Source organism: Streptacidiphilus sp. MAP5-3 (assembly GCF_041262505.1).
In the GTDB taxonomy this organism is placed as follows: Bacteria; Actinomycetota; Actinomycetes; order Streptomycetales; family Streptomycetaceae; genus Streptacidiphilus.
Genome location: NZ_JBGCCL010000031.1, coordinates 56096 through 76234 on the forward strand (window position 1 = coordinate 56096; position 20139 = coordinate 76234).

The following is a 20139-nucleotide window of genomic DNA, read 5'->3' on the forward strand; positions in this document are numbered from 1 at the left end:
ATCGTCGGCGATGTGATGACGCAGACCGTGGTGTCGGTCGGCCGGGAGGCCGGCTTCAAGGACATCGTCGCGCTGATGGCGCAGTGGCAGGTCAGTGCGCTCCCGGTGGCAGCGGTGGAGGGCCGTGTCGTCGGCGTCGTGTCCGAGGCGGACCTGCTTCCGAAGGAGGAGTTCCGCGACGAGGAGCCCAGCCGCCCGGAGCAGGTGCGGCGCCTCGGGGACATGGCCAAGGCGAGTGCGGTCACGGCCGCTGAGCTGATGACTTCGCCCGCGGTCACTGTGCGCGCCGACGCGGCCCTCGCGCAGGCAGCCCGCGAGATGGCCCGGCACCACGTCAAGCGCCTGCCGGTGGTGGACGAGTGGGGTGTGCTGGCCGGCGTCGTCAGCCGCGTGGACCTGCTCAAGGTGTTCCTCCGCCCCGACGAGGAGATCGCGGAGGAGGTCCGCAGGGAGGTCGTCGCCTATCTCTTCGGCGACGGGGCCATCGACGTCGTGGTCGAGGTTTCGGACGGCGTCGTGACCCTGACCGGCAGGCTCCCCGACACCATGCTCGTCCCTGTGGCCGCCCGGCTGACACGCGCGGTCGAGGGAGTGGTGGATGTCCGGTGGGACGTCACCGGACAGGCACTCGTCCCACGCTGTGCCAGGACCCGCACGAACAGGAGCCGGCCATGACCGAGAACACCCACGACACTCACGCACAGCACACGCTGACACCGGAACAGCTGGCCTTCCTGGCGGCGGCGGGTGGAGCGGCTCCGTCGCTGCACAACAGCCAGCCGTGGCGCTTCCGTGTCTCCCGCGACCGGCGCGGGCTGTCGGTCTACCGAGACCCGTCGCGCGCGGTCCCGGCCACGGATCCGACGGGCCGCGCGTTGCATGTCTCCGTGGGCGCGTCGGTACTCAACCTTCGGGTGGCCGCCGCCGCGCTCGGCCTGGACGCGCGGCTGCGGCTGCTCCCGGCCCCGGAGCAGCTGGACCTGCTCGCCCTGCTGGACTTCACCCCTAGGGTGGCCGGAGCAGGCCCGGCGCGGGACGCAGAGCTGTTTCCCGCCATCGCCCAGCGCCACAGCAGCAGACAGCCGTTCACCAACCGGGACATCCCGGAGCAGGTGGTGGGCGAGCTCATCGCGGCGGCCGACCAGGAAGGCGTCGTGCTGGCGATGCTGGAGGAGTACGAGACCCGCCGGGTGCTCGCGCTGACCGCCGACGCCGAGCGCCGCACCGCGGCCGACGCGGCGCGCGAAGCCGAGGCGCGGAGCTGGGTGCGGATGGAAGCCCCCGCCGCCGACGGCATCCCCGCTGCCGCGTTGGGTCCGCTCGACCGGGACGCCCGCGTGCCCGTCCGCAGCTTCACCGGACACCCGCCCGCCTCGGTGCCTGCGTCGGAGCGCTTCGAGGCCCTCCCGCAGCTGGCGACGTTCACCACACCGCACGACGATCGCAGCGCCTGGGTGCGCACCGGCATGGCACTGGAGCGGGTCTGGCTGCTGGCAACCGGACACGCCCTACGCGCCTCGGTGCTGCACCAGGCCGTCGAGTGGCCCGACACCCGCTGGCAGCTGCGCGACCCGGAGACCGGGCCGGGCTACGTCCAGATCATCCTGCGACTCGGCTACGGACCACCCGGTGCCGCGACGCCGCGACGCCCGGTGGCCGAGATCCTGCAACTGACCTGAGCTCCCGAGAACCTGTCCATGAGGAGAACACCATGTCCGGTCCCATCGTGGCCGGGATCGACTTTCCTGTGGACGACGGACCCTCCGTGGCCTGGGCCGAGTCGGAGGCTCTGCTGCGCGGCGCCGAGCTGAGGCCGCCGACGCGGCGGACCTGCTCGTGGTCGGAACCCGCGGCTCGGGGGTTCCCCGGACTCCTGGTGGGTTCGACCGCGCTGCATGCGGCGACGGGGGACTGCCCCGTCGTGGTCGTCGGGTCGACGCCCGGGAACCGGAGGATGCCGTCCGCCGGTTCGCCTTCGCGGAGGCCGGGCGACGGGAGCTTCCGCTGTGGGTTGCCCACGCCGGCGGTACCCGCTGGTGAGGCACGGGCATGCCGCACCGCCCGTGTCCGAGGAAGGGCACGTCGAAGCGGAGGAGGACCGGCTGCTGGCGGAGGTGCCGGCCGGTCGGCGCGAGACGTTCCCTTCCGGCGCGGTCCGTCCCGACAGCGCCAGGTCCGGACCCGCCAAGCACCTGGTCGGCCTCTCAGCCGGCGCCTCGTTGGTGGTCGTCGGACGGCACGGCCGCCCGCAGGGGCTGGTGGGGCGGCTCGGGTCGGTCAGTCAGGCGGTGGTTCAGCACGCCCGCTGCCCGGTCGCCGTGGTCTCGGGCGACTGACCCTGACCGAAGGATCAGTCCGGGACGACTGCCACCGGCGACCTCGCCAGATGCAGCACGCGGTGCGGCACCCGGCCGATCGGGAGCCCGTAGCGGGCGTGTTTGCGGTGGGCGCCGACGACGGTGAGCGAGGCGGTCGCGGAGGCGTCGACCAACGCCTCCTCGGGCAGGGCCAGACCGATGTCCAGTTCCACCTCGACCCCGGGATGCGCCGCGCGGCTCGGCGCGAGCAGGCGCTCCAGCTCGTCCGCCTCCTCGGCGTTGCGCTTCGCCTCGTCGACCGGCGGAACGGCGATGTACCCGGGCATGACCGGCGGGTACATCCACGCGCGGATCACCTGCAGAGGTGTGCCGCGCCGCTCGGCCTCGGCGAAGGCGAACTCCACGGGCGCGTCGGCGCCGGGCGCCACGCCCAGCACCACCGGACCGCCCATGCGCGGGGCGGGCGGCACCACCACGGCGGGAACCGGGGTGTGCGCGATGATGCCCTGGCTCACGGAGCCGAGCAGGACGGTCAGCATCGGGTTGAGCCCATGGTGGCCGACGACGAGCAGCTCCGCCTCCTGGGCCAGGTTCAGCAGCCCTTCCACCGCCGCCTCGTCGACCAGCTCCACCGCGACGACCAGGCCGGGGTGGTCGGCCCGGACGTCTGCCGCGGCCTTGTCGACGAATTCCTGTGCGGCGGTGTGAGTGCCCTCCACGATGTCACGCCGGTAGGCCTCGGGGAGCCGGTACTGCTGCATGCTCCAGGAGTGGCCGATAAGGAGCCTGGCGTTCCGCAGCTTCGCTTCGTGCGCGGCCCAGGCCAGTGCGGCTCGGGCGTTGTCGCTGGTGTCGAGGCCGACGACCACCGTCCCGGTGGGTGAGTCGTCCATCACTGCCTCCCTCGGGGGGAGTCGGCGTGCCGTCGGGACTACGCCGACGATGACGCCTCCAGGTTTTCACCGGGACGGGAGCGCCGCAACGCGCCGTCCGGCGGGGCGGCGCGTTCCCAGGCGGGGGAGAGCGTCAGCGGGTCAGTAGGGCAGCGGTTCACCGGACGGAGTACGCAGACCCAGGGGCACAGGCGGACGCGGACCGTTGAGGCGTTCGGCGACGGCGATGCGCGGCTGGCCCAGCCTCGCCGAGGCATCTCAGGAGGCGGTCAGCGAGGCCGAACGCAGCGGACTGCTGCTCTCCTCCCGGACCGGGGTCCACGATGCCCTCTCCCTGGGTCAAGGACCGGGTGGCCCTGGCCACCTCCGCCGCGCACCTGGCCAGAGGGGATCCCCAAGCGGCGATGGACACCCTGCAGCAGATGACGCTAAGGCCGGAACACGCTACGGCCGCAGCCCGCGCCCACCTGGCCGCTGGTGAGAACGAAGCCGCGCGGACGATCCTCGACTCGATCGCCGACGACAGCCACACCGGCCCAGCCGTGACGGTCCGCACCCTACTGGTCCGTACACAGACCGCCATTGCCTCCGGGGACCGGGCCGCCACCCGGCGCCTGCTGACTCGCGCTCCAGTGTGCGCCCGCCCCGAAGACATCCGGCTTCCCTTCCGCGAAGCCGGGCCTAGTACTCCAGCCGTAGATCGCGATCTTGACGGCCGAACAGCCGTCAGTCGACGGTGGTGGCAGTCCCGTGCTCGGGCTTGATGCCAGCGTCGCCGGTGCGACTGTCGGAGTGGCATCCGAGTGCCCCCAGTTCCGGTGCCCACGCCTGCGGCTCGGAAGTGGGGTTGTGCAAGGATGACGCCAGTGTCGATGTTGATATTGAAGCTACTACTCGCGCCGGCGCTCGTCGTCATGTCGTCCCTGGCTGGTCGGCGCTGGGGGCCCTCTCTGGCCGGCACGCTGGTCGCGCTGCCGATCGTGGCCGGACCTATCCTCGCCATCACCTGCCTGGAGCACGGCCAGGTGTTTGCCGCACGGGCCGCTTCGGCCTCGCTGTTGGGCCTGGTCTCGCTCGCTCTGTTCGCGGTCGTCTTCGCCCTGCTGTCCAGGGCGTCCCGCACCGGCCACTGGGCCGCCACGTTGGCGCTCGCCTGGCTTGTCTGCTTGATCGCGGATCTCGCGCTCTCACGGTTTTCGGTCACGCCCGTCGTCGCGTTGGGCCTGTCCTTCGTCGCGACAGCCTGCGGCGCGAAAGCCCTCGCGTGCGCGGAGAGTGAGACCGAGGCAGGCCCACTGCAGCTGACGCAGCCCCCGTGGTGGGACCTGCTGGCACGAGCTGCGGCCACAGCGGTGCTGGTCACCGCGGTGACCACCGCGGCGGCGCACCTCGGCCCCAGCCTGACCGGTGTGCTTGCGCCATTCCCCATCGGCACCAGTGTGGTGGCCACTTTCTCCCTGGCCCGGGGCGGAACAATCCTCGCCACGGCGACACTGCGTGGCGTGCTTCGGGGCCTGTGGGGCTTCGCCGCCTTCTGCTTCCTGGTGGCCGTCCTCGCCGAACCACTCGGTGGTGGCCCCGCCTTTGGGGCCGCCGTGGTCTGCACAGTTGCCCTCCAGGCCACCATCGGCCGCGTTGAGGCGGTGACCACAGCGCGTCGGCTTCTTGCTGCTCAGGCGGGCCAGCTTCAGCCGTAGACCGGTGATCGTGCTGGCGGACAGCGGACGCGAGACGGCCGAAGCCACCGTTCATCATCGGCGTGTGACAGCAGAAGATCAGGCGGTGGTCGCACCGTGCAGCGTAGACCCTGTCCGCTGGCAGGATGCCTTCGAGGGTTTGATGAGCCGAATCGCGGGCCGGTTTACCCGAGTTGAACCCCGCCGCCGAGTGCGGCGACTGGTCTCCGGGCTGCTGTCGGATCTGCCACGCAAGAACTGCTGGACCCTGGCCGAACACGCGGGTGACGCCACTCCGGACGGGATGCAGCACCTGCTGCACCGCGCGAAATGGGACGCCGACGCGATCCGCGACGACATTCGCACCTACGTCGTCGAGCACCTGCACGACACCGAGGCAGTGCTCGTGGTGGACGAGACGGGCGATCTGAAGAAGGGCACCGAGACCGTCGGCGTCCAGCGTCAGTACACCGGCACGGCTGGCCGCATCGAAAATGCCCAGGTCGCCGTCTACCTCGTTTACTCCGCCGACCGCGGACACGCCGCCATCGACCGAGCTCTGTACGTGCCACGCTTGTGGACCGAGGACCCGGACCGCTGCCGAAGGGCAGGCATACCGGAAGAGTTGACCTTCGAAACCAAGCCTCAACTTGCCGCCCGCATGGTCGAACGAGCCCTGGATGCGGGAACGCCCGCGCGCTGGGTTGCGGGAGACGAGGTCTATGGCGACAACCCGCACCTGCGAACCGCCCTGGAACGCCGCCGGACCGGCTACGTCTTGGCGGTCTCCAGCACCCACCCCGTCGTCACTCACGCCGCGAAGTTCCAGGCGAAGACCCTGGCCGCGCGGATCCCGACGTGGGCCTGGCAGCGGCTGTCGGCCGGAACGGGCGCGAAGGGCGAGCGGTACTACGACTGGGCACAGATCGACATTCACGACCCCACCGGCCGACCCGGCCACTGGTGTCTGCTGGTCCGGCGCAACCGCCGTACCGGCGCACTCGCCTTCTACCGCTGCTTCTCACCCCGGCCGGTACCGCTGTCGGAAATGGTGCGGGTGGCCGGACGGCGCTGGACGATCGAGGAGACATTCCAGGCCGGTAAAGGCCTGACGGGCTTGGACGAGCACCAGGTCCGTCGCTGGACCTCCTGGCACCGCTAGGTCACCCTCGCGATGCTCGCCCACGCCTTCCTCGCCGTCTCCACAGCCGCCGAACGCCGCGACCTGCCCACCGCAGACGGCCTGATCCCCTTGACCGGCAACGAGATCCAGCACCTGTTCGCAGCCCTGATCAACCCGGTGCACGACCTCGCGCACCGCCTGCACTGGTCACTCTGGCGACGCCGGCATCAAGCCCGCGCACGGGACTGCCATCACCGTCGTCAGGCGGCCGTTCGGCCGTGAAGATCGCGATCTACGGCTGGAGTACTAGGCTGCGCCGCCTGCTGCAATCGCAACCCGGGCTCGTGCGGAATTAGGACTGGCTCCCGGCCGACCTGCGAACCGGACTGGTCCACCTCTCACCGGGGCATAGTTACCAGACCCACCTTGTTGGGCCGCTCACGGAGCGCCAGCGCGTGGTCGCCAGGACGGCGCAGATGATGTCCGCCCACGAGATCGCCGCCGACCTCTGCCTCTCGGTGAACACGATCAAGACCCATATGAAGCACATCAACCGCAAAGTGTCTGTCACCCGTCGCAGCGAAGCGGACCGCAAAGCCAAGGAACTTCACCTCGTTCCCAGAACTGGACAGCTTTGTCGTGCCCCATCAGACCGTCCTGTACGGACCGGTCACCGACGAGGCGCACCTGTACGGACTTCTTGTTCGCTTCCAGAACCTGGGCCTGCGCGTCGTGGAGATGCGTCAACTCCCCGAACGATCACGGCCGTTCCGCTTCTTGGCGCTTGCGTCGCGGTAGTAGTCGCGGAAGATGATCTTGTAGAGGGGGATCCATCGGGGAATGCGGTTGATGCCCGGGATCCATGGCGCGAACATCGGCAGCAGGAAGCCGAGCAGGATCATGAGCAGGCCGACGTCGAGGTCGAGGTTGGCGTTGCCGGAGGGGTTCAACGCGGGGATCTGGTACATCCCTGCGTACAGCCAGAGCCACACCTGGCCGGGGTAGTCCCACAGTTCGTTCATGACGCCCCACTGGTCACCGGCCACGCCTTGGGCTGTCGCGATGGTGCCCCAGAGGGTGCCGTCGCTGAAGAACATGGTCCCCTTGGTCGTGTCGGTGCTCAGTTGGTGGTCGCTGCCCTGGAGGTAACCGTCGAGGCTTCCGTTGGAGGCGATGAGCTGCTCCGCCTGGATGATCACGGGGACGGGGCCGTAGTTTCCCGGTGGCACCGTGGCCGTGGTGGCAGTGAACTTCGCCGTCGATGCGGCCAGTGCCTTGGCGTAGTTGTCGAGCCAGGTCGTCTGCAGTGGGGACGCGAGCCGGTCGGCCGAAGCACCGGGCGACAGATCGCCACCCGCGCGCTTGTACTGGCGGACCGCGACAGCGACCGCAGGATCGTAGGGTGAGACGATCTGTGAGACCGGGGCCAGGACGAAGTCGTCGGCGGTGTTGATCGGGAGGGTCAGGCCGAAGATCGATCGTGCGACGTCTGCGGGGTGGATCCCGATGAACTCCTGAGACGCCCCGGAGGTGGTGTTGAAAGGCGGGCCGTAGCCGGCGGTCTTGCTGCCCCCGAGCAGTTCCTGTACCGCTGTCTGGGCCAGGTCGGAGGGGTCGTTGGCGTCCCAGTACCGGGCGCTGAACGCCTGCCCGGGCGGAGAGACCGGCGCGTTGGGGTAGGTGAGACCGCCGTCGGGGGACCCCCACAGACTGGCGGCGAGGACGCACAGCAGGGCGATGACGACTACCGCGACGGTGCCCTCGGTGATGAGGTCGAAGCGTCGTTCGGGGCCTTGCCAGGTGGCGATCGGGTGCCGCTTCGCGCGTGGTTCGGCGGGCTCGTGGGTCGGGGCAGCCATCGTCGCCTCTCTCAGCCTCGGTCCGACGCCTGGAGTCGAACGTCGGGGACCTCCAGTGCCTCGGCGCCGGGTGGCGGCGCCACCCCCCGACGCCGGATCAGACCGATGTGCACCGAGACGACGAACAGCAGCACGGCGACCGTGACCACCACGTGCAAGGTGATCTGCTGGCCCGCGTTCATGACGTTCCAGACCGCGCCGATGCCGATGGCGTTGAACGCGTCCTTGGCCTGCTGGCCGATCCACTGGCTGTCCCAGTTCGTCATCATCAGAAAGCCGGTGAAAGCCGTCAGGATGCTCAGGATGAACGCGAGGACGCCGGTGATCCACGTCCAGCCGCGCCCGCCACGCCAGCCCATGGTGAAGAAGCTCGTGATGAAGTGCACGGCCATGAAGAGGAACATGGCCTGCACTCCCCAGAAGTGAATGCTGTTCATGAACGCCCCGAAGGAGTTCGTGTGCCAGAACGACACCCCGCCGAGTGCGATGATCGTGCCACTCATGATCGTGACGATGAGCGAGGCGAGAGTCAGGACGCCCATGGTGTACAGAACCGAGGTGACGTACGCCGGTTCCCGGTCGGGCAGCAACCTGCGCAGCGGGAAGTTGCGGACCAGGTAACTCCGCAGCCACGGGCTGGGCCTCACCCACGAGAACGGTTCGGTACCCGTGGCGCCAGTGACCTGGTCCGGCTCTCGGTTTGGTGCCGCGCCGTCGTCGCTCACCTGACGCTCCCGGCACGAAGGTGACGGGTCGTGGCTGCCGGGCCGCTCATCGCTTGTCCTCCGGCGACTCGGCTTTCCCGCCTGGAAGCTTGATGAACAATCCGGCAATGAAGATCAGCACGACCAAACCCATCTCGACGAGATTGGCGGCCTTGAGCGTGAACCAACTGAAGGTGGCGGCGTGGAATCCGCCCTCACCAACCAGGTCGAATACCGGCCCCCACAGCTGATTGAGCATGTTTCACCTTCTTCCGGCGAACCGGTGGGCGAGCGCGGCGCACACGACTTGGCGGCGACGCCGCCGAAGCGATAACCGATTGCATCTCGGTTGCCTCTGGAGTGGCGCATTGCCGTCAGGTTGATAGGAGTGCCACCTTATTCGACCGAGGCGAGCCGGACGCTTTCCGCGGCCCCGGCTTCCCCCGATCGTATGAGCGTCGGTTCTGGGGGACCGGGCATCAGACTCCGATGTCCCGTGTGGCGGGCCGCGCGACCGGTTCGTCCGACTGTCCGGCCAGCACTGGGCCAGTCGGAGCAAGCGCCACGGAGGCATCAAGGCGTGGGCCTCCGGCCCCGTGACTTACGGCAGACGTTCCGGTCCTCGGACCGTTCCGCTTCTTGTGCCGCCGGAAGGCTGGCGCTGTGGACTGGCTTCCCGGATGCAAGTACCTCCCCTGGGCCGTCGGCGGCGGTTTGGGAGCGAGCAGGGGCGACGGCATTCTGCCGTGTGGGTCAGGTCCGGTCGGTTTCGGTGGTGGACGGGGAGGCTATGAGCGGGCGGCGGTGTTTTCGACAAAGCGGGGATGGCGGGGGACGCCGGGCAGGGCGAGCAGGCCCAGGACGGCGGCTGCGAGGCAGGCGCCCGCACCGAGGGCGAGCCCCGTATGCGGGCCCGAGTGCGGGGAGACCACGCCGATGACGGGTCCGCCGACTGGGGTGTTCCCAGGAACGTCACGGACCTCCGGCGCGGGAGGGCCGTCCGGCCCACAGGCCTGGCCGGACGGGGCCGACCGGCGGCGGAATGGGGCCCGCCCGGTCCTCCCGGGCTGCCCGGCAGGAGGCCCAAGCTACCCGTGAGGCCGATCGCTTCGAGGCCGTCGGAACCACTGAGGAGGCGAGACCCATGGCAACGCCCGCAGCCGCACCCGGTCCGTCCGTCCCCGCTCCGAGACGCTCTCGTCTCGCCGTGGTGCTGTCACGCCACCGCAGTATGCTGCGTCGCCCGACCGACCGGTGGCGGTCGGCCTTGGTGAAGTTCCAATTCCTCGCCGTCCTCGCGGCGGCCGTGCTCGGCACACTGATCGGGATGTCCGTCTACCAGCAGGGACGTGCCCACACTCTCGACCAGGCGCGGCACCTGCACCCAGTGCAGGCCAGGATCGTCGGCCAGCCCTACATGACCGGTGTGGGTGGCGAGGTGGCCGAGGTGAGCTGGACTGCTGCCGACGGCAAGGTCCAGCGAAGCGTCGTGAGCGTCCCGGCCGCGGTCGGCCCTGCGGACCAGGTCCGGGTCTGGCTGGACGCGAGCGGGAGTCCTGCGGCGGCGCCCACCTCCGCGCTCAACACCGGGGGAACCGCCGCCCTGGTGGGCGTGTTGGCCATGCTCGGCGGGGACATCGTGCTCGTCTCTGCCGGTTCTCTCGTGCGGTGGCGCCTGAACCGCCGTGACGAGGAGGCCTGGGAGGCGGAGTGGCAGGTGTTCGAGCCGCTCTGGTCCCGCCGCAGATGAGCTGCAATCAGGGACGTTCGGCCCGGTGGGAGGGACGTACGTCGGAGCCCGTCCAGGGTGGGAGCACCAGTCCTCGACGCGGCCCCACCGGCCCGGGAAGCAGGTGTCCCATGACCAACGCGCTCCGCGACGTCTCGGCCGTCCCCACCCCGCACCCGCTCCTCCGTCCCGGGCTGCTGACCTTCCTCGGCGGCGTCGGGGACCGTCACGGGCAGGAAGTTCATGGTCGAGACCGACCACGCCCGGGTCCTCGTCGACTGCGGGCTCTTCCAGGGCCAGAAGGAGCTGCGCCGCCGCAACTGGCGTGGGCTGCCGCTGGATCCGCGCGACGTCGAGTGCGTCGTGGTCGCCCACGCGCACCTCGACCACACCGGCTACCCGCCCCGCCTGGTGCGGGAGGGGTTCCACGGACCGGTCCTCTGCACCCCCGACACGGCCCGTCTCACTGAGCTGATCCTGCGTGACAGCGCCCATCTGATGGAGGAGGAAGCGCTGCACGCCAACCGGGAGGGCTGGACCAAGCACCGTCCGGCCATGCCCCTCTACACGGAGGAGGACGCCGAACAGGTTCTTGCTCTGCTGTGTCCGGTCGAGATCGCCGAGGACGCCGAGATCGCCGAGGGAACCGTGCTTCGCCTGCACCACGCCGGCCACATCCTGGGCTCCAGCTGGGCCCACCTGGACCTGGAGGACGGCGGCACCGTTGCCTTCAGCGGTGACCTGGGCCGCCAGGTCCACCCGCTGCTGCTGCCGCCCGAGCCCTGCTCGGGCGCGGACGTGCTGCTCGTCGAGTCGACCTACGGCAACCGACACCACGACGACTCGAACTCCCGGACGGTTTTCGCCGCCGCGCTCACCCGCACCCTCGCCCGTGGCGGCAGCGTGCTGATCCCGTCCTTCGCCGTGGACCGTACCGAGGTCGTACTGCACGAACTGGCCGAGCTGCGGCGCACCGGCGCACTTCCGGCCGGGGTGCCCGTCTTCGTGGACAGCCCGATGGCGCTGCGCGCGCTGGGCGTCTACCAGGACGCCTTCGACCGCCGCTCGCCGCAGCTGCGGCCCGAGCTCCTCGCCGACGCCGGGGCGGCGCTCGACCCGGAGCCCTTCACAGCCGCCCGCACGTGCGAGGAGTCGGAAGCGATCGAGCACAGCCTGGTGCCGAGCGTCATCGTCTCCGCCTGTGGCAAGGCCACCGGTGGGCGTGTCGTGCACCACCTGCGTCGGTTGCTACCCGACCCCCGCAACACCGTCATGGTCGTCGGCTTCGCCGCCCAGGGGACGCGGGCCCGCGACCTGGTCGAGGGTGCCCGCTCGCTCAAGATGTTCGGCACCTACGTTCCCGTCCGCGCCGAAGTGGTGGACGTGCGGGGTTTCTCCGCCCATGCCGACGCCGACGAGATCCTTGCCTGGCTGCCTGGCTGCCTGGCTGCCTGGCTGCCTGGCTGCCTGGCTGCGTGGCGCGCACGAGCCTCCGCACGCCGTCCATCTGGTGCACGGCGATCCGGAGGGCTCCGAGCGCCTGCGTGACCGGATTGAGCAGGAGCTGGGCTGGAACGCGGTGGTGCCGCGTTCCGGCGAGCGCGTGCTCGTGTGCTGAGCCCGGACGCCGCACCGTAGGGACAGGAAAAGTGGCCGAAGGAGGCCGAGGACCATGACCAGGACGGTGCACCCGAGCCCGGGCGACCACGCCCGACCGGACCGGACCTCGCTGCCGCGACACTGCCGCGTCGAGGAACTGATGGCCCCCCGGGTGATCGCGGTCGCGCCCGACGCCGACTTCGCCGCAGCACTCGCCGCGCTGCACGAGAACGGGCTTGACGACCTGCCGGTCGTGGACCGGCAGGGGCGGCCGATGGGGACGGTCTGCGCACCCGACCTGCTCGCGAAGCTGGCCGCGGGCCAAGGATCAGGTCACCGCGGCCCACCTCCAAACCACCCAGATCTACGAGGGCACGAACCAGGCAGGTCCACGGGACGCAGGCGGTACCAGCGCGCCTCGCGGTGGTACCGCCTGCGTCCCGTGGACCTTGTCTGGCGGTCAGCCCCAGGGTTGGGTGACGAGCCAGCTGGTGTCGTCGCTCCAGAGTGTGGTGGTGTCCCAGGTGTTGGAACCTCCGTCGCCGGCGATGTAGACGCTGTCGTCGTAGTGGCGGACGTACTGGGCGGGGTAGTTGTCGGACTGGAAGGAGTAGCCCTGGCCGTTGTGGCCGGTCTGCGGGCAGAAGGTGGCGTCCTGTGCGTTCAGGGCCGAGCCGTCGAAGGGCTGCAGGTACAGCTCGTAGTCGGAGTGCCGCAGGTACTGGCCCGAGTCGTCGGCCGACTCGAACGACAGGCAGGAGCTGTCTGCCAGTCCGGGATGGACGATCCAGGTGGCGTCCGCCTTGTCCGTCGCCGAACTGGTGGAGTCGATGGGGGAGATCACGGCTTTGGTGTCGGCGTCGTCGTGGCGGATGTAGTCGGAGGTGCAGCAGGTGGTGGTGGCCTGGAGGGAGATGCGGGAGCCGGGGGCGAGGGTCCCGGCGCCCGATGTGGTGGTGTAGCCGACGGCGGTGATGTTGGCCTGCACGGCGTTCTCGGTGGCGTCGGAGGGGTAGCCGGAGGTCATCACCCCTTCGTAGAAGGTGCCGGACGAGCTGTCGCTGTTGTCGCCGCCGATGCCGAGGATGATGGCCCCTTCCTTGTGCATGGGGTTGTACCCGGACACGTTGGGGCGAGTGCCGCTGTAGTAGGTCGACAGGCTGCCGGATTGGGCGTCGCCCGCGCGGATGGCCCAGTAGTTGGGCTCGCCCTTCACCATGGCGGTGAGGAAGCGGTGGTCCACGCTGGGGTCGTTGGCGTTGTAGCCGGCGTTGACCCCGGAGAACAGGCCGTTCTCCTGATCGGCCATCACCCACGGCCCGTTGCCGGTTCCGTAGCCCCAGGCCTTGATGTTGCCGAAGTAGATCGCCTCCATGTGGCCGTTGCCGGTGTCGGTGTTGCTGGTCTCGGCGTTGCCGTAGTCGAAGCAGCACCCGGCGTCGTAGTGGGTGCCATCGAGGACGGCGTACATGCCCTCGGGCTGGTCGCCGGTGGCGATTCCGGAGGTGTTGTCGTCGCGGTAGCCGGTGCCGGGCGCGATGTAGACACCGTAGGCCTCGTGTCCGCCAGCGACTACGGGTGCGGCGTACGCGTTGGCGAGGTTGTCGGGGCCGCCCGCCGCGCCGCCCGCGGGGGCCTGGGTGAGGTTGTTGCCTCTCCCGGACTGGTCGTAGACGAGGGTGATGACACAGCTCGTGCCGGCGCAGAACGAGTCCTGTGCAGCGGCGTTGGCGTAGCCTCCCGCGCTCAGGACGCCGATGTTCAGGGTGGCGCTGTCAGAGGCGCGGCGGACCTGGTAGAGCGGTCCGTCGTAGGACGCGTACAGTGCGCGGGTCGTGCTGTGCGCCGCGACGCACGGCGTGCCGCCCGCGGCGTAGATGTCGCACGGGGCTTGGGTGGCGGCATGCGAGGTCGTGGTGGTGCCGGGGAGCACCCCGACGGCGAGCGCGGCCGCGGCCGCGCCGGCGAGTAGGGCGCGGCGGGCACGGCTCAGCCACGTGTGGGCAGTCATGCACGGACTCCTTTGCTCTTCGAGTGGTTGGAGGAGCTGCCGGGCGCACGGCGGTCTCACGGACCGCACGCGGCACGGAGCGGACGTCTCCGCAGCTCGTGGAGGGGAGCGATCTCTGTTAGCGCTAACATTCCTGGACGGACAACACCCTCGGAAAGATGGGAGGGGGATTGCTCGATCGCCATCACTATGACCATATGGCCTAGGCACGTCAAGGACTCTGACGGACCTTCGGGGAACCGCGAGGCCAGGGGGCGGCGGGGACGGCTAGGCCCTGTCGTCAAACTCCCGCCGGGCCCGGCTTGCCTGGTACGGCCTCCCCCGGCCTTCGGCTAGGGGGTGCCCCCACGCTGCGTTGTCGCATCACCCAAGTACGGCCCAGTACGAGGGCGATCCTCCGCCTTGCAGCTGTCCGCACCAGACAACCCGGGCTGATCCGACGCGAGTTTGACGACAGGGCCTGGGCGGGGTGCGGTGGACGCTGCATCCGACGGTGCATCACCATGCGGCGGGTGACGCCGGCCGGTGCCGGCGGGTCGGTTCGCACCGGAAGCAGAGAGCGGTGCGGAGACTCAACGCAGTGCGGCGGCGCTGCTGGCGCGGATGACCAGGCGGGGCGGTATGACCACTCGCTCATCGCGTCGGGTCGCCTGCGTGTCGAGCAGGCTGACCAGCAGGCTGATGCTGGCCTGGCCCACGGCGGTGAAGTTCTGCCGGATCGTCGTCAGCGGCGGAAGGAAGAACTCCGCCTCGGGGATGTCGTCGAAGCCGACCACGGCCACGTCGTCGGGAACCGACATGCCGGCTTCGCGCAGCGCACGCAGTACGCCCAGCGCCATCTGGTCGTTGGCGACGAACACGGCCGTCGGCCCCTGGGCACGCCGCTGCGCCGCATCCATCGCGACTCGTCCGGCCAGCTCCTGGCCGATGCGGTAGCCCGACAACGGCGTCCAGTCTCCTACGAGCGGCTCAGGGACCGGAGCACCGGCCTCCTCGAGCGCCGCCCGCCAGCCCGTGCACCGCGCCTCTGCCTCCAGCCAGTCCATCGGCCCGGCCACGTGCCACACCGTGGGATGGCCGGTGGCGAGCAGGTGGCCGGTGGCCAGACGCGCGCCGAGTTGCTGGTCCACCGAGACGCTGGGGATCTTCAGGTCGTGGCCGCCTTCGACGGTGACCATCGGCAGCGGGACCTTCAGTTCGGTGAGCGCAGAGACGGCCTCGCGCTGCGGGACGATGACAACGATCCCCTCCACGCCCCGATCGCGCAGGTGGTCGATGGCGTCGGACAGAGCGGTCCGGGTGTAGTGACGCAGGTTCACGGTGGAGACCATGTAGCCCTCGTCCCGGGCCGCCTCCTCCAGCCCGAGCAGTGTGCTGGCAGGGCCGAACAGGGTGGGATGGCACGCCACCACCCCGAGGGTCAGCGTGCGCCGGGTCACCAGGGCGCGTGCGGAGGAGTTCCGCCGGTAGCCCAGCTCCTCGATCGCGCGGAGCACCTCGGCTCGGGTCACCTCGCGCACATGGGGGTGGTCGCTGAGCACGCGCGAGACGGTCTGGTGCGACACACCCGCCCGCTGGGCGACGTCCGCCATCGTCGGGGGCCGAGGCCCCGCGGCACTCTCCACGCCACGCGGCATCGCTTCCTCCTCCGTCGGCACGACTGTGCACGCTCACACAACTATAGGCCCAAGGTCTGCGCGCAGGACGCGGTCACTACGACTGGCACCTGGTGCCGCTCACGCTCCGGAAAAGGTAGCCGCTGAGCGAACGGACAGCCCGTCACACAGGGCTGCGCGGGGTTCCGGCTGGGTATGGCCATCTCGAACGCGCCGAGCGGCACCGGCCGACGGCTTGGATCCGGCGTCTCCGGGTGCCGAGTGGTTGACGTTGCCTCCTGTTAGCGTTCACAATCGCTCTGGCTGCTGGCCGTTGCACCGCCATGCACCCGGCGGGCGGCGGGCCTGCGATGCGCCCGGAGCTGGAGATCGCCCCGACCGTTACTTGCGGCCGACCTCGAGCAGATTGTTATCGCTAACATTTGCCCTGGCCCCGAGCCGGGCGCATACGACTGGAGCCTTCTGGTGCGAGAGCGCATACCACTCGACGAGGCGGTGACGATCGGCGTGGACTTCGGCACTCTGTCCGGCCGTGCCGTGGTCGTCTCCGTCGCCGACGGCACTCAGCTGGGAGAGGCCGTCCACGAATACCGCTACGGGGCGGTCGAGCACCTGCTCCCCGCGACCGGTGAGCGGCTTCCGCCCGACTGGGCGTTGCAGGTGCCCGAGGACTGGCGTGACGTCCTGCGCCTCGCAGTGCCCAAGGCCCTGGAGCGGGCTGGCGTGACGGCGGGCCAGGTGATCGGCATCGGTACCGACTTCACGGCGTGCACCGTGCTGCCTACCACTGCGGACGGGACGCCCCTGTGCGAACTGGCGCACTACGCGGCGCGGCCGCACGCGTACCCGAAGCTGTGGAAGCACCACGCCGCGCAGGCGCAGGCGGACCGGATCAACGCTCTCGCCACCCAGCGCGGGGAGAGCTGGCTGCGGCGCTACGGCGGGAGGATCTCCAGCGAGTGGGAGTACGCCAAGGCACTGCAACTCCTCGAAGAGGACACCGAACTGTACCGGGCGGCGGAGCGGTGGATCGAGGCGGCGGACTGGATCGTCTGGGAGCTGACGGGCGCCGAGAGCCGCAATCTGTGCACCGCCGGCTACAAGGGCATCCATCAGCCCGACCTGCTCGGCGACTCGGGGCGTCCCAGCGCCGACTTCCTGCGTGAGCTCAATCCCGGGTTCGGCGACTTCACCGACAAGCTGGACTTCCCCCTGTCGCCGCCGGGCGGCCGCGCAGGCGCCCTGAGCTCCCGGGCGGCGGCGTGGACCGGTTTGAACGAGGGCATCCCGGTCAGCGTGGGCAACGTCGACGCCCACGTCACCAATGCCGCCGCCCGGGCCCTGGAGCCCGGACACATGCTGGCGATCATGGGCACCAGCACCTGCCACATCATGAACTCCGACCGGCTCGCCGACGTACCGGGGATGTGCGGAGTCGTGAAGGACGGGGTCGTCCCCGGCCTTTGGGGGTACGAGGCCGGCCAGTCCGGTGTCGGTGACATCTTCGCCTGGGCGGTGCGTACGGCGATGCCGGAGGAGTACGCCCGTGAAGCCCGGGAGCGTGGAATCGGTCCGCACCAGCTGCTCACCGAGAAGGCCGCGGCTCAGCCCGTCGGTGCGCACGGCCTGGTGGCGCTGGACTGGCACAGCGGCAACCGGTCCGTTCTGGTCGACCACCACCTGTCGGGGCTCGTGCTCGGACTGACCCTGGACACCCGCCTTGAGGAGATCTACCGCGCGCTGCTGGAGGCCACCGCTTTTGGCGCACGCACCGTCGTCGACGCATTCGAGCTCGCCGGGGTCCCGGTCACCGAGTTCACCGTGGCAGGCGGCCTGCCGAAGAACGCCTTCCTCATGCAGATCTACAGCGACGTACTGTGCCGTCCGATCAACGTGATCGGCTCCGAGCAGGGCGGCGCCCTGGGCTCCGCCGTCCACGCCGCGGTGGCAGCCGGGGCCCACCCGGACATCCACGCCGCCTCGGCCGCGATGGGCAGCATCCACCGGGCCGTGTACACCCCCGACCCCGAACGGGCCCGCGTCTACGACCTCCTCTACGCCGAATACAAGGAGCTGCACGACCATTTCGGCCGCGGCGGCTCCGCCGCGATGCACCGGCTGCGCGTCATGCGCGCCCAGGCACGGACCACGAACGTCCTCCCCGACCTCGACGGAGCCCCCGCATGAGCACTGCCGAAGCAACTGACGCGCTCAGGACCGAAGTCTGCGCCCTGCACGCGGAGCTGATCCGCTGGGGGCTGGTCGCCTGGACCAGTGGCAATGTCAGTGCCCGCGTTCCCGGCAGGGAGCTGATGGTGATCAAGCCCTCCGGGGTCTCGTACGAGGACCTCACCCCCGATTCGATGATCGTCACCGATCTGTACGGGAGTGTCGTCGACGGCCACCATCAGCCGTCCTCCGACACCGCGGCCCACGCCTACGTCTACCGGAACATGCCCGAGGTCGGGGGAGTGGTGCACACCCACTCGCCCTACGCCACCGCCTGGTCCGCCGCCGGAGAGCCCATCCCCTGCGCGATCACGGCCATGGGGGACGAGTTCGGCGACGACATCCCCGTCGGGCCCTTCGCGCTGATCGGTGACCACTCCATCGGCGAGGGCATCGTGGCAACCCTCAAGGACCATCGCTCACCCGCGGTCCTCATGCGTCAGCACGGCGTCTTCACGATCGGCAAGGACGCCAAGGCGGCCGTCAAGGCAGCGGTGATGTGCGAGGACGTGGCACGGACCGTGCACCTGGCCCGGCAGTTGGGTCCGGTGCCCCGGCTTGGCCAGGCCGACATCGACAAGCTCTACGACCGCTACCAGAACGTCTACGGCCAGCAGAACACGACGACGACCGGAGCCGGCGCATGACCACTCCCGACGACCTGAAGCAGGTCTGGTTCCTCACCGGCAGCCAGCACCTGTACGGAGAGGAGACCCTGGGGCAGGTCGCCGCGCAGTCCCGGGCGATCTCGCAGGAGCTGCACGCAAGCGGCGAGTTGGCAGCCGAGCTGGTCTGGAAGCCGGTGCTGACCGATGCCGCGGCGATCCGCCGGGTGATGCTGGAGGCCAACGCGGACGACGCCTGCATCGGTGTCGTGGCCTGGATGCACACGTTCTCCCCGGCCAAGATGTGGATCGCTGGTCTGGACGCGCTCGCCAAGCCGTTGCTGCACCTGCACACTCAGTCGCATGTCGAGATCCCCTGGGCCGGCATCGACATGGACTTCATGAACCTCAACCAAGCAGCCCACGGCGACCGCGAGTTCGGCTACGTCCAGTCACGTCTCGGCGTACCCCGCAAAACGGTCGCCGGTCACGTCAGCGACCCGCGAGTCGCCTCCCGGGTCGGGGTGTGGACCCGTGCCGCGGCGGGGCGCGCTGAGCTGCGCAGCCTGAGGATCGCCCGGTTCGGGGACAACATGCGCGACGTCGCGGTGACCGAGGGCGACAAGGTCGACGCGCAACTGCGGTTCGGCGTCTCCGTGAACACCTACGGCGTCAACGACCTGGTCGAGGTGGTCGACGCGGTCTCGGATGCCGATGCCGACGCGTTGGCCAAGGAATACGAGGAGCTGTACGCAGTCGCTCCGGAACTGCGGAAGGGGGGAGAGCGGCATGCCTCGCTGCGCTACGCGGCCCGGATCGAGGTCGGCCTGCGCACCTTCCTGGGTGAGGGCGGCTTCAAGGCCTTCACCACCAACTTCCAGGACCTGGGCGGCCTGCGTCAGCTACCAGGAGTCGCGGTGCAGCGGCTGATGGCCGACGGGTACGGCTTCGGCGGCGAGGGCGACTGGAAGACCTCCGCGCTGCTGCGCACGCTGAAGTCCATGGGCCGAGGGCGCCCGGGGGGCACGTCCTTCATGGAGGACTACACCTACGACCTGACACCCGGGCGGCAGTTGATCCTCGGCGCGCACATGCTCGAGGTGTGCCCCAGCATCACCACGGCTCGGCCGAGCGCGAAGATCCACCCGCTGGGCATCGGCGGCCGGGAGGACCCGGTGCGGCTGGTCTTCGACGCGGACCCCGGCGTCGGCGTGGTGGTCGGTCTCGCGGACATGGGCGACCGGTTCCGGCTGGTGGCCAACGAGATCGACATCGTCGAACCGCCTGAGCCTTTGCCCGCCCTGCCCGTGGCTCGCGCCGTCTGGGCACCGCGCCCGGACCTGACCACCTCGGCGGAGGCGTGGCTCACTGCGGGCGGGCCCCATCACACGGTGCTCTCCACCGCGGTCGGGAGCGAGGAGCTGTATGACTTCGCGGAGATGACGGGCACGGAACTGGCCCTGATCGACGCGGGCACCACGGTGCGTCGCCTCACCCAGGAACTGCGCTGGAACCAGGCCTATCACCGTCTGGCGCAGGGCTTCTGAGCCCGCGAGCGTGCTGCGGTGCCCGGGGCCGCTCTCTTCGGTTGATGCGCGGAGACGCTGCTGCCGCATGCCCTTCGGCGTGGGTTGGGGGAAACGCAATCGTGACCTGCAAGACCCATTGACGCGCCTGTATGTGAACGCTAACAATCGAGTGCCCCCGACCACTGGGGCTGTCGGGCCGAGTGCGGGCCGGCAGCCCCAGCCTCTCTCAGAGCACCGAACGGCCAGGA

General features: G+C 69.9%; 18 protein-coding genes and 3 pseudogenes. 15 read left to right on the top strand and 6 right to left on the bottom strand.

Features of this window, described 5'->3' with window-relative positions:
* Positions 1-15: 15 nt before the first annotated feature.
* From ABH928_RS30970 to ABH928_RS30980, 3 genes are all read left to right on the top strand, one after another.
* Entirely contained in the window at positions 16-675 is a 660-nt protein-coding gene (locus tag ABH928_RS30970) for a CBS domain-containing protein (RefSeq protein WP_370071998.1), read from the top strand.
* On the top strand, positions 672-1679 hold the full coding sequence (locus ABH928_RS30975; protein ID WP_370071972.1) for a hypothetical protein: 1008 nt from the start codon (positions 672-674) through the stop codon (positions 1677-1679). The genes ABH928_RS30970 and ABH928_RS30975 overlap by 4 nt, the downstream gene beginning before the upstream one ends.
* Positions 1680-2063: 384 nt before the next feature.
* The gene (locus ABH928_RS30980) at positions 2064-2336 is read left to right on the top strand and encodes a universal stress protein (RefSeq protein WP_370071973.1); all 273 of its coding nucleotides are present in this window, start codon (positions 2064-2066) and stop codon (positions 2334-2336) included.
* 14 nt (positions 2337-2350) lie between these two features.
* Here the strand turns inward: ABH928_RS30980 and ABH928_RS30985 are convergent, their stop codons facing one another.
* Positions 2351-3211, bottom strand: a complete 861-nt coding sequence (locus ABH928_RS30985) for a universal stress protein (RefSeq protein WP_370071974.1) — start codon at positions 3209-3211, stop codon at positions 2351-2353.
* A 323-nt stretch (positions 3212-3534) separates the two neighbouring features.
* Here ABH928_RS30985 and ABH928_RS30990 point away from each other — a divergent pair, with 323 nt between their 5' ends.
* The 5 genes and pseudogenes from ABH928_RS30990 (at position 3535) to ABH928_RS31010 (ending at position 6808) form a co-directional block, all read left to right on the top strand.
* Entirely contained in the window at positions 3535-3975 is a 441-nt protein-coding gene (locus tag ABH928_RS30990; RefSeq protein ID WP_370071975.1) for a tetratricopeptide repeat protein, read from the top strand.
* Between the two features lie 93 nt (positions 3976-4068).
* The gene (locus ABH928_RS30995) at positions 4069-4908 is read left to right on the top strand and encodes a hypothetical protein (RefSeq protein WP_370071976.1); all 840 of its coding nucleotides are present in this window, start codon (positions 4069-4071) and stop codon (positions 4906-4908) included.
* A gap of 142 nt (positions 4909-5050) precedes the next feature.
* A pseudogene (locus tag ABH928_RS31000) lies at positions 5051-6292 on the top strand (IS701 family transposase).
* Positions 6293-6489: 197 nt separating this feature from the next.
* Positions 6490-6537 (top strand): annotated as a pseudogene (locus tag ABH928_RS31005) (hypothetical protein); the annotation flags it as partial.
* Between the two features lie 37 nt (positions 6538-6574).
* Positions 6575-6808: a hypothetical protein gene (locus ABH928_RS31010; protein ID WP_370071999.1), complete on the top strand. Its 234-nt coding sequence runs from the start codon at positions 6575-6577 to the stop codon at positions 6806-6808.
* On the opposite strand, the gene ABH928_RS31015 is transcribed toward ABH928_RS31010, so the two are convergent.
* The 3 genes from ABH928_RS31015 to ABH928_RS31025 all read right to left on the bottom strand — a co-directional run bounded on the left by ABH928_RS31015 (position 6754) and on the right by ABH928_RS31025 (position 8832).
* Complete coding sequence (locus tag ABH928_RS31015) at positions 6754-7869, bottom strand: hypothetical protein (protein ID WP_370071977.1); 1116 nt, start codon at positions 7867-7869, stop codon at positions 6754-6756. The two genes, ABH928_RS31010 and ABH928_RS31015, sit on opposite strands and share 55 nt — an antisense overlap.
* An 11-nt stretch (positions 7870-7880) precedes the next feature.
* Entirely contained in the window at positions 7881-8516 is a 636-nt protein-coding gene (locus tag ABH928_RS31020) for a cytochrome b N-terminal domain-containing protein (RefSeq protein WP_370071978.1), read from the bottom strand.
* A 124-nt stretch (positions 8517-8640) separates the two neighbouring features.
* Entirely contained in the window at positions 8641-8832 is a 192-nt protein-coding gene (locus tag ABH928_RS31025) for a hypothetical protein (RefSeq protein ID WP_370071979.1), read from the bottom strand.
* 1008 nt (positions 8833-9840) lie between these two features.
* Here ABH928_RS31025 and ABH928_RS31030 point away from each other — a divergent pair.
* The 4 genes and pseudogenes from ABH928_RS31030 to ABH928_RS31045 form a co-directional block, all read left to right on the top strand.
* Positions 9841-10323, top strand: a complete 483-nt coding sequence (locus ABH928_RS31030) for a hypothetical protein (protein WP_370071980.1) — start codon at positions 9841-9843, stop codon at positions 10321-10323.
* Between the two features lie 222 nt (positions 10324-10545).
* Positions 10546-11850: an MBL fold metallo-hydrolase gene (locus ABH928_RS31035; RefSeq protein ID WP_370071981.1), complete on the top strand. Its 1305-nt coding sequence runs from the start codon at positions 10546-10548 to the stop codon at positions 11848-11850.
* Positions 11813-11920: an MBL fold metallo-hydrolase RNA specificity domain-containing protein gene (locus tag ABH928_RS31040; RefSeq protein WP_370071982.1), complete on the top strand. Its 108-nt coding sequence runs from the start codon at positions 11813-11815 to the stop codon at positions 11918-11920. The genes ABH928_RS31035 and ABH928_RS31040 overlap by 38 nt, the downstream gene beginning before the upstream one ends.
* A 141-nt stretch (positions 11921-12061) precedes the next feature.
* Positions 12062-12202: pseudogene (locus tag ABH928_RS31045) on the top strand (CBS domain-containing protein); the annotation flags it as partial.
* A 159-nt stretch (positions 12203-12361) separates the two neighbouring features.
* Here the strand turns inward: ABH928_RS31045 and ABH928_RS31050 are convergent.
* Both ABH928_RS31050 and ABH928_RS31055 read right to left on the bottom strand, forming a co-directional pair.
* Positions 12362-13912, bottom strand: coding sequence for an alpha-L-arabinofuranosidase B (locus tag ABH928_RS31050; RefSeq protein ID WP_370071983.1), 1551 nt, complete (start codon positions 13910-13912; stop codon positions 12362-12364).
* 572 nt (positions 13913-14484) lie between these two features.
* A complete protein-coding gene (locus ABH928_RS31055) occupies positions 14485-15549 on the bottom strand; it encodes a LacI family DNA-binding transcriptional regulator (protein WP_370071984.1) in 1065 nt (354 codons plus the stop codon).
* Between the two features lie 444 nt (positions 15550-15993).
* Between ABH928_RS31055 and araB the strand changes: the two genes are divergently transcribed.
* Genes araB through araA form a run of 3 tightly spaced genes read left to right on the top strand, consistent with a single transcriptional unit; the run spans position 15994 to position 19909 of the window.
* The gene (gene araB / locus ABH928_RS31060) at positions 15994-17715 is read left to right on the top strand and encodes a ribulokinase (protein ID WP_370071985.1); all 1722 of its coding nucleotides are present in this window, start codon (positions 15994-15996) and stop codon (positions 17713-17715) included.
* Positions 17712-18404, top strand: a complete 693-nt coding sequence (locus ABH928_RS31065) for an L-ribulose-5-phosphate 4-epimerase (protein WP_370071986.1) — start codon at positions 17712-17714, stop codon at positions 18402-18404. Before araB ends, ABH928_RS31065 begins: the two co-directional genes overlap by 4 nt.
* Positions 18401-19909 (top strand): L-arabinose isomerase, encoded by a 1509-nt coding sequence (gene araA, locus ABH928_RS31070; RefSeq protein WP_370071987.1) that lies wholly within the window; start codon positions 18401-18403, stop codon positions 19907-19909. The genes ABH928_RS31065 and araA overlap by 4 nt, the downstream gene beginning before the upstream one ends.
* Positions 19910-20139: the final 230 nt, after the last annotated feature.

Coding starts and splice junctions, on each gene's coding strand:
- ABH928_RS30970 (WP_370071998.1), top strand. CDS start 16: ATGACGCAGACCGTGGTGTCGGTCGGCCGGGAGGCCGGCTTCAAGGAC.
- ABH928_RS30975 (WP_370071972.1), top strand. CDS start 672: ATGACCGAGAACACCCACGACACTCACGCACAGCACACGCTGACACCG.
- ABH928_RS30985 (WP_370071974.1), bottom strand. CDS start 3,211: ATGGACGACTCACCCACCGGGACGGTGGTCGTCGGCCTCGACACCAGC.
- ABH928_RS30990 (WP_370071975.1), top strand. CDS start 3,535: ATGCCCTCTCCCTGGGTCAAGGACCGGGTGGCCCTGGCCACCTCCGCC.
- ABH928_RS30995 (WP_370071976.1), top strand. CDS start 4,069: ATGACGCCAGTGTCGATGTTGATATTGAAGCTACTACTCGCGCCGGCG.
- ABH928_RS31015 (WP_370071977.1), bottom strand. CDS start 7,869: ATGGCTGCCCCGACCCACGAGCCCGCCGAACCACGCGCGAAGCGGCAC.
- ABH928_RS31025 (WP_370071979.1), bottom strand. CDS start 8,832: ATGCTCAATCAGCTGTGGGGGCCGGTATTCGACCTGGTTGGTGAGGGC.
- ABH928_RS31035 (WP_370071981.1), top strand. CDS start 10,546: ATGGTCGAGACCGACCACGCCCGGGTCCTCGTCGACTGCGGGCTCTTC.
- ABH928_RS31050 (WP_370071983.1), bottom strand. CDS start 13,912: ATGACTGCCCACACGTGGCTGAGCCGTGCCCGCCGCGCCCTACTCGCC.
- ABH928_RS31055 (WP_370071984.1), bottom strand. CDS start 15,549: ATGCCGCGTGGCGTGGAGAGTGCCGCGGGGCCTCGGCCCCCGACGATG.
- ABH928_RS31065 (WP_370071986.1), top strand. CDS start 17,712: ATGAGCACTGCCGAAGCAACTGACGCGCTCAGGACCGAAGTCTGCGCC.
- araA (WP_370071987.1), top strand. CDS start 18,401: ATGACCACTCCCGACGACCTGAAGCAGGTCTGGTTCCTCACCGGCAGC.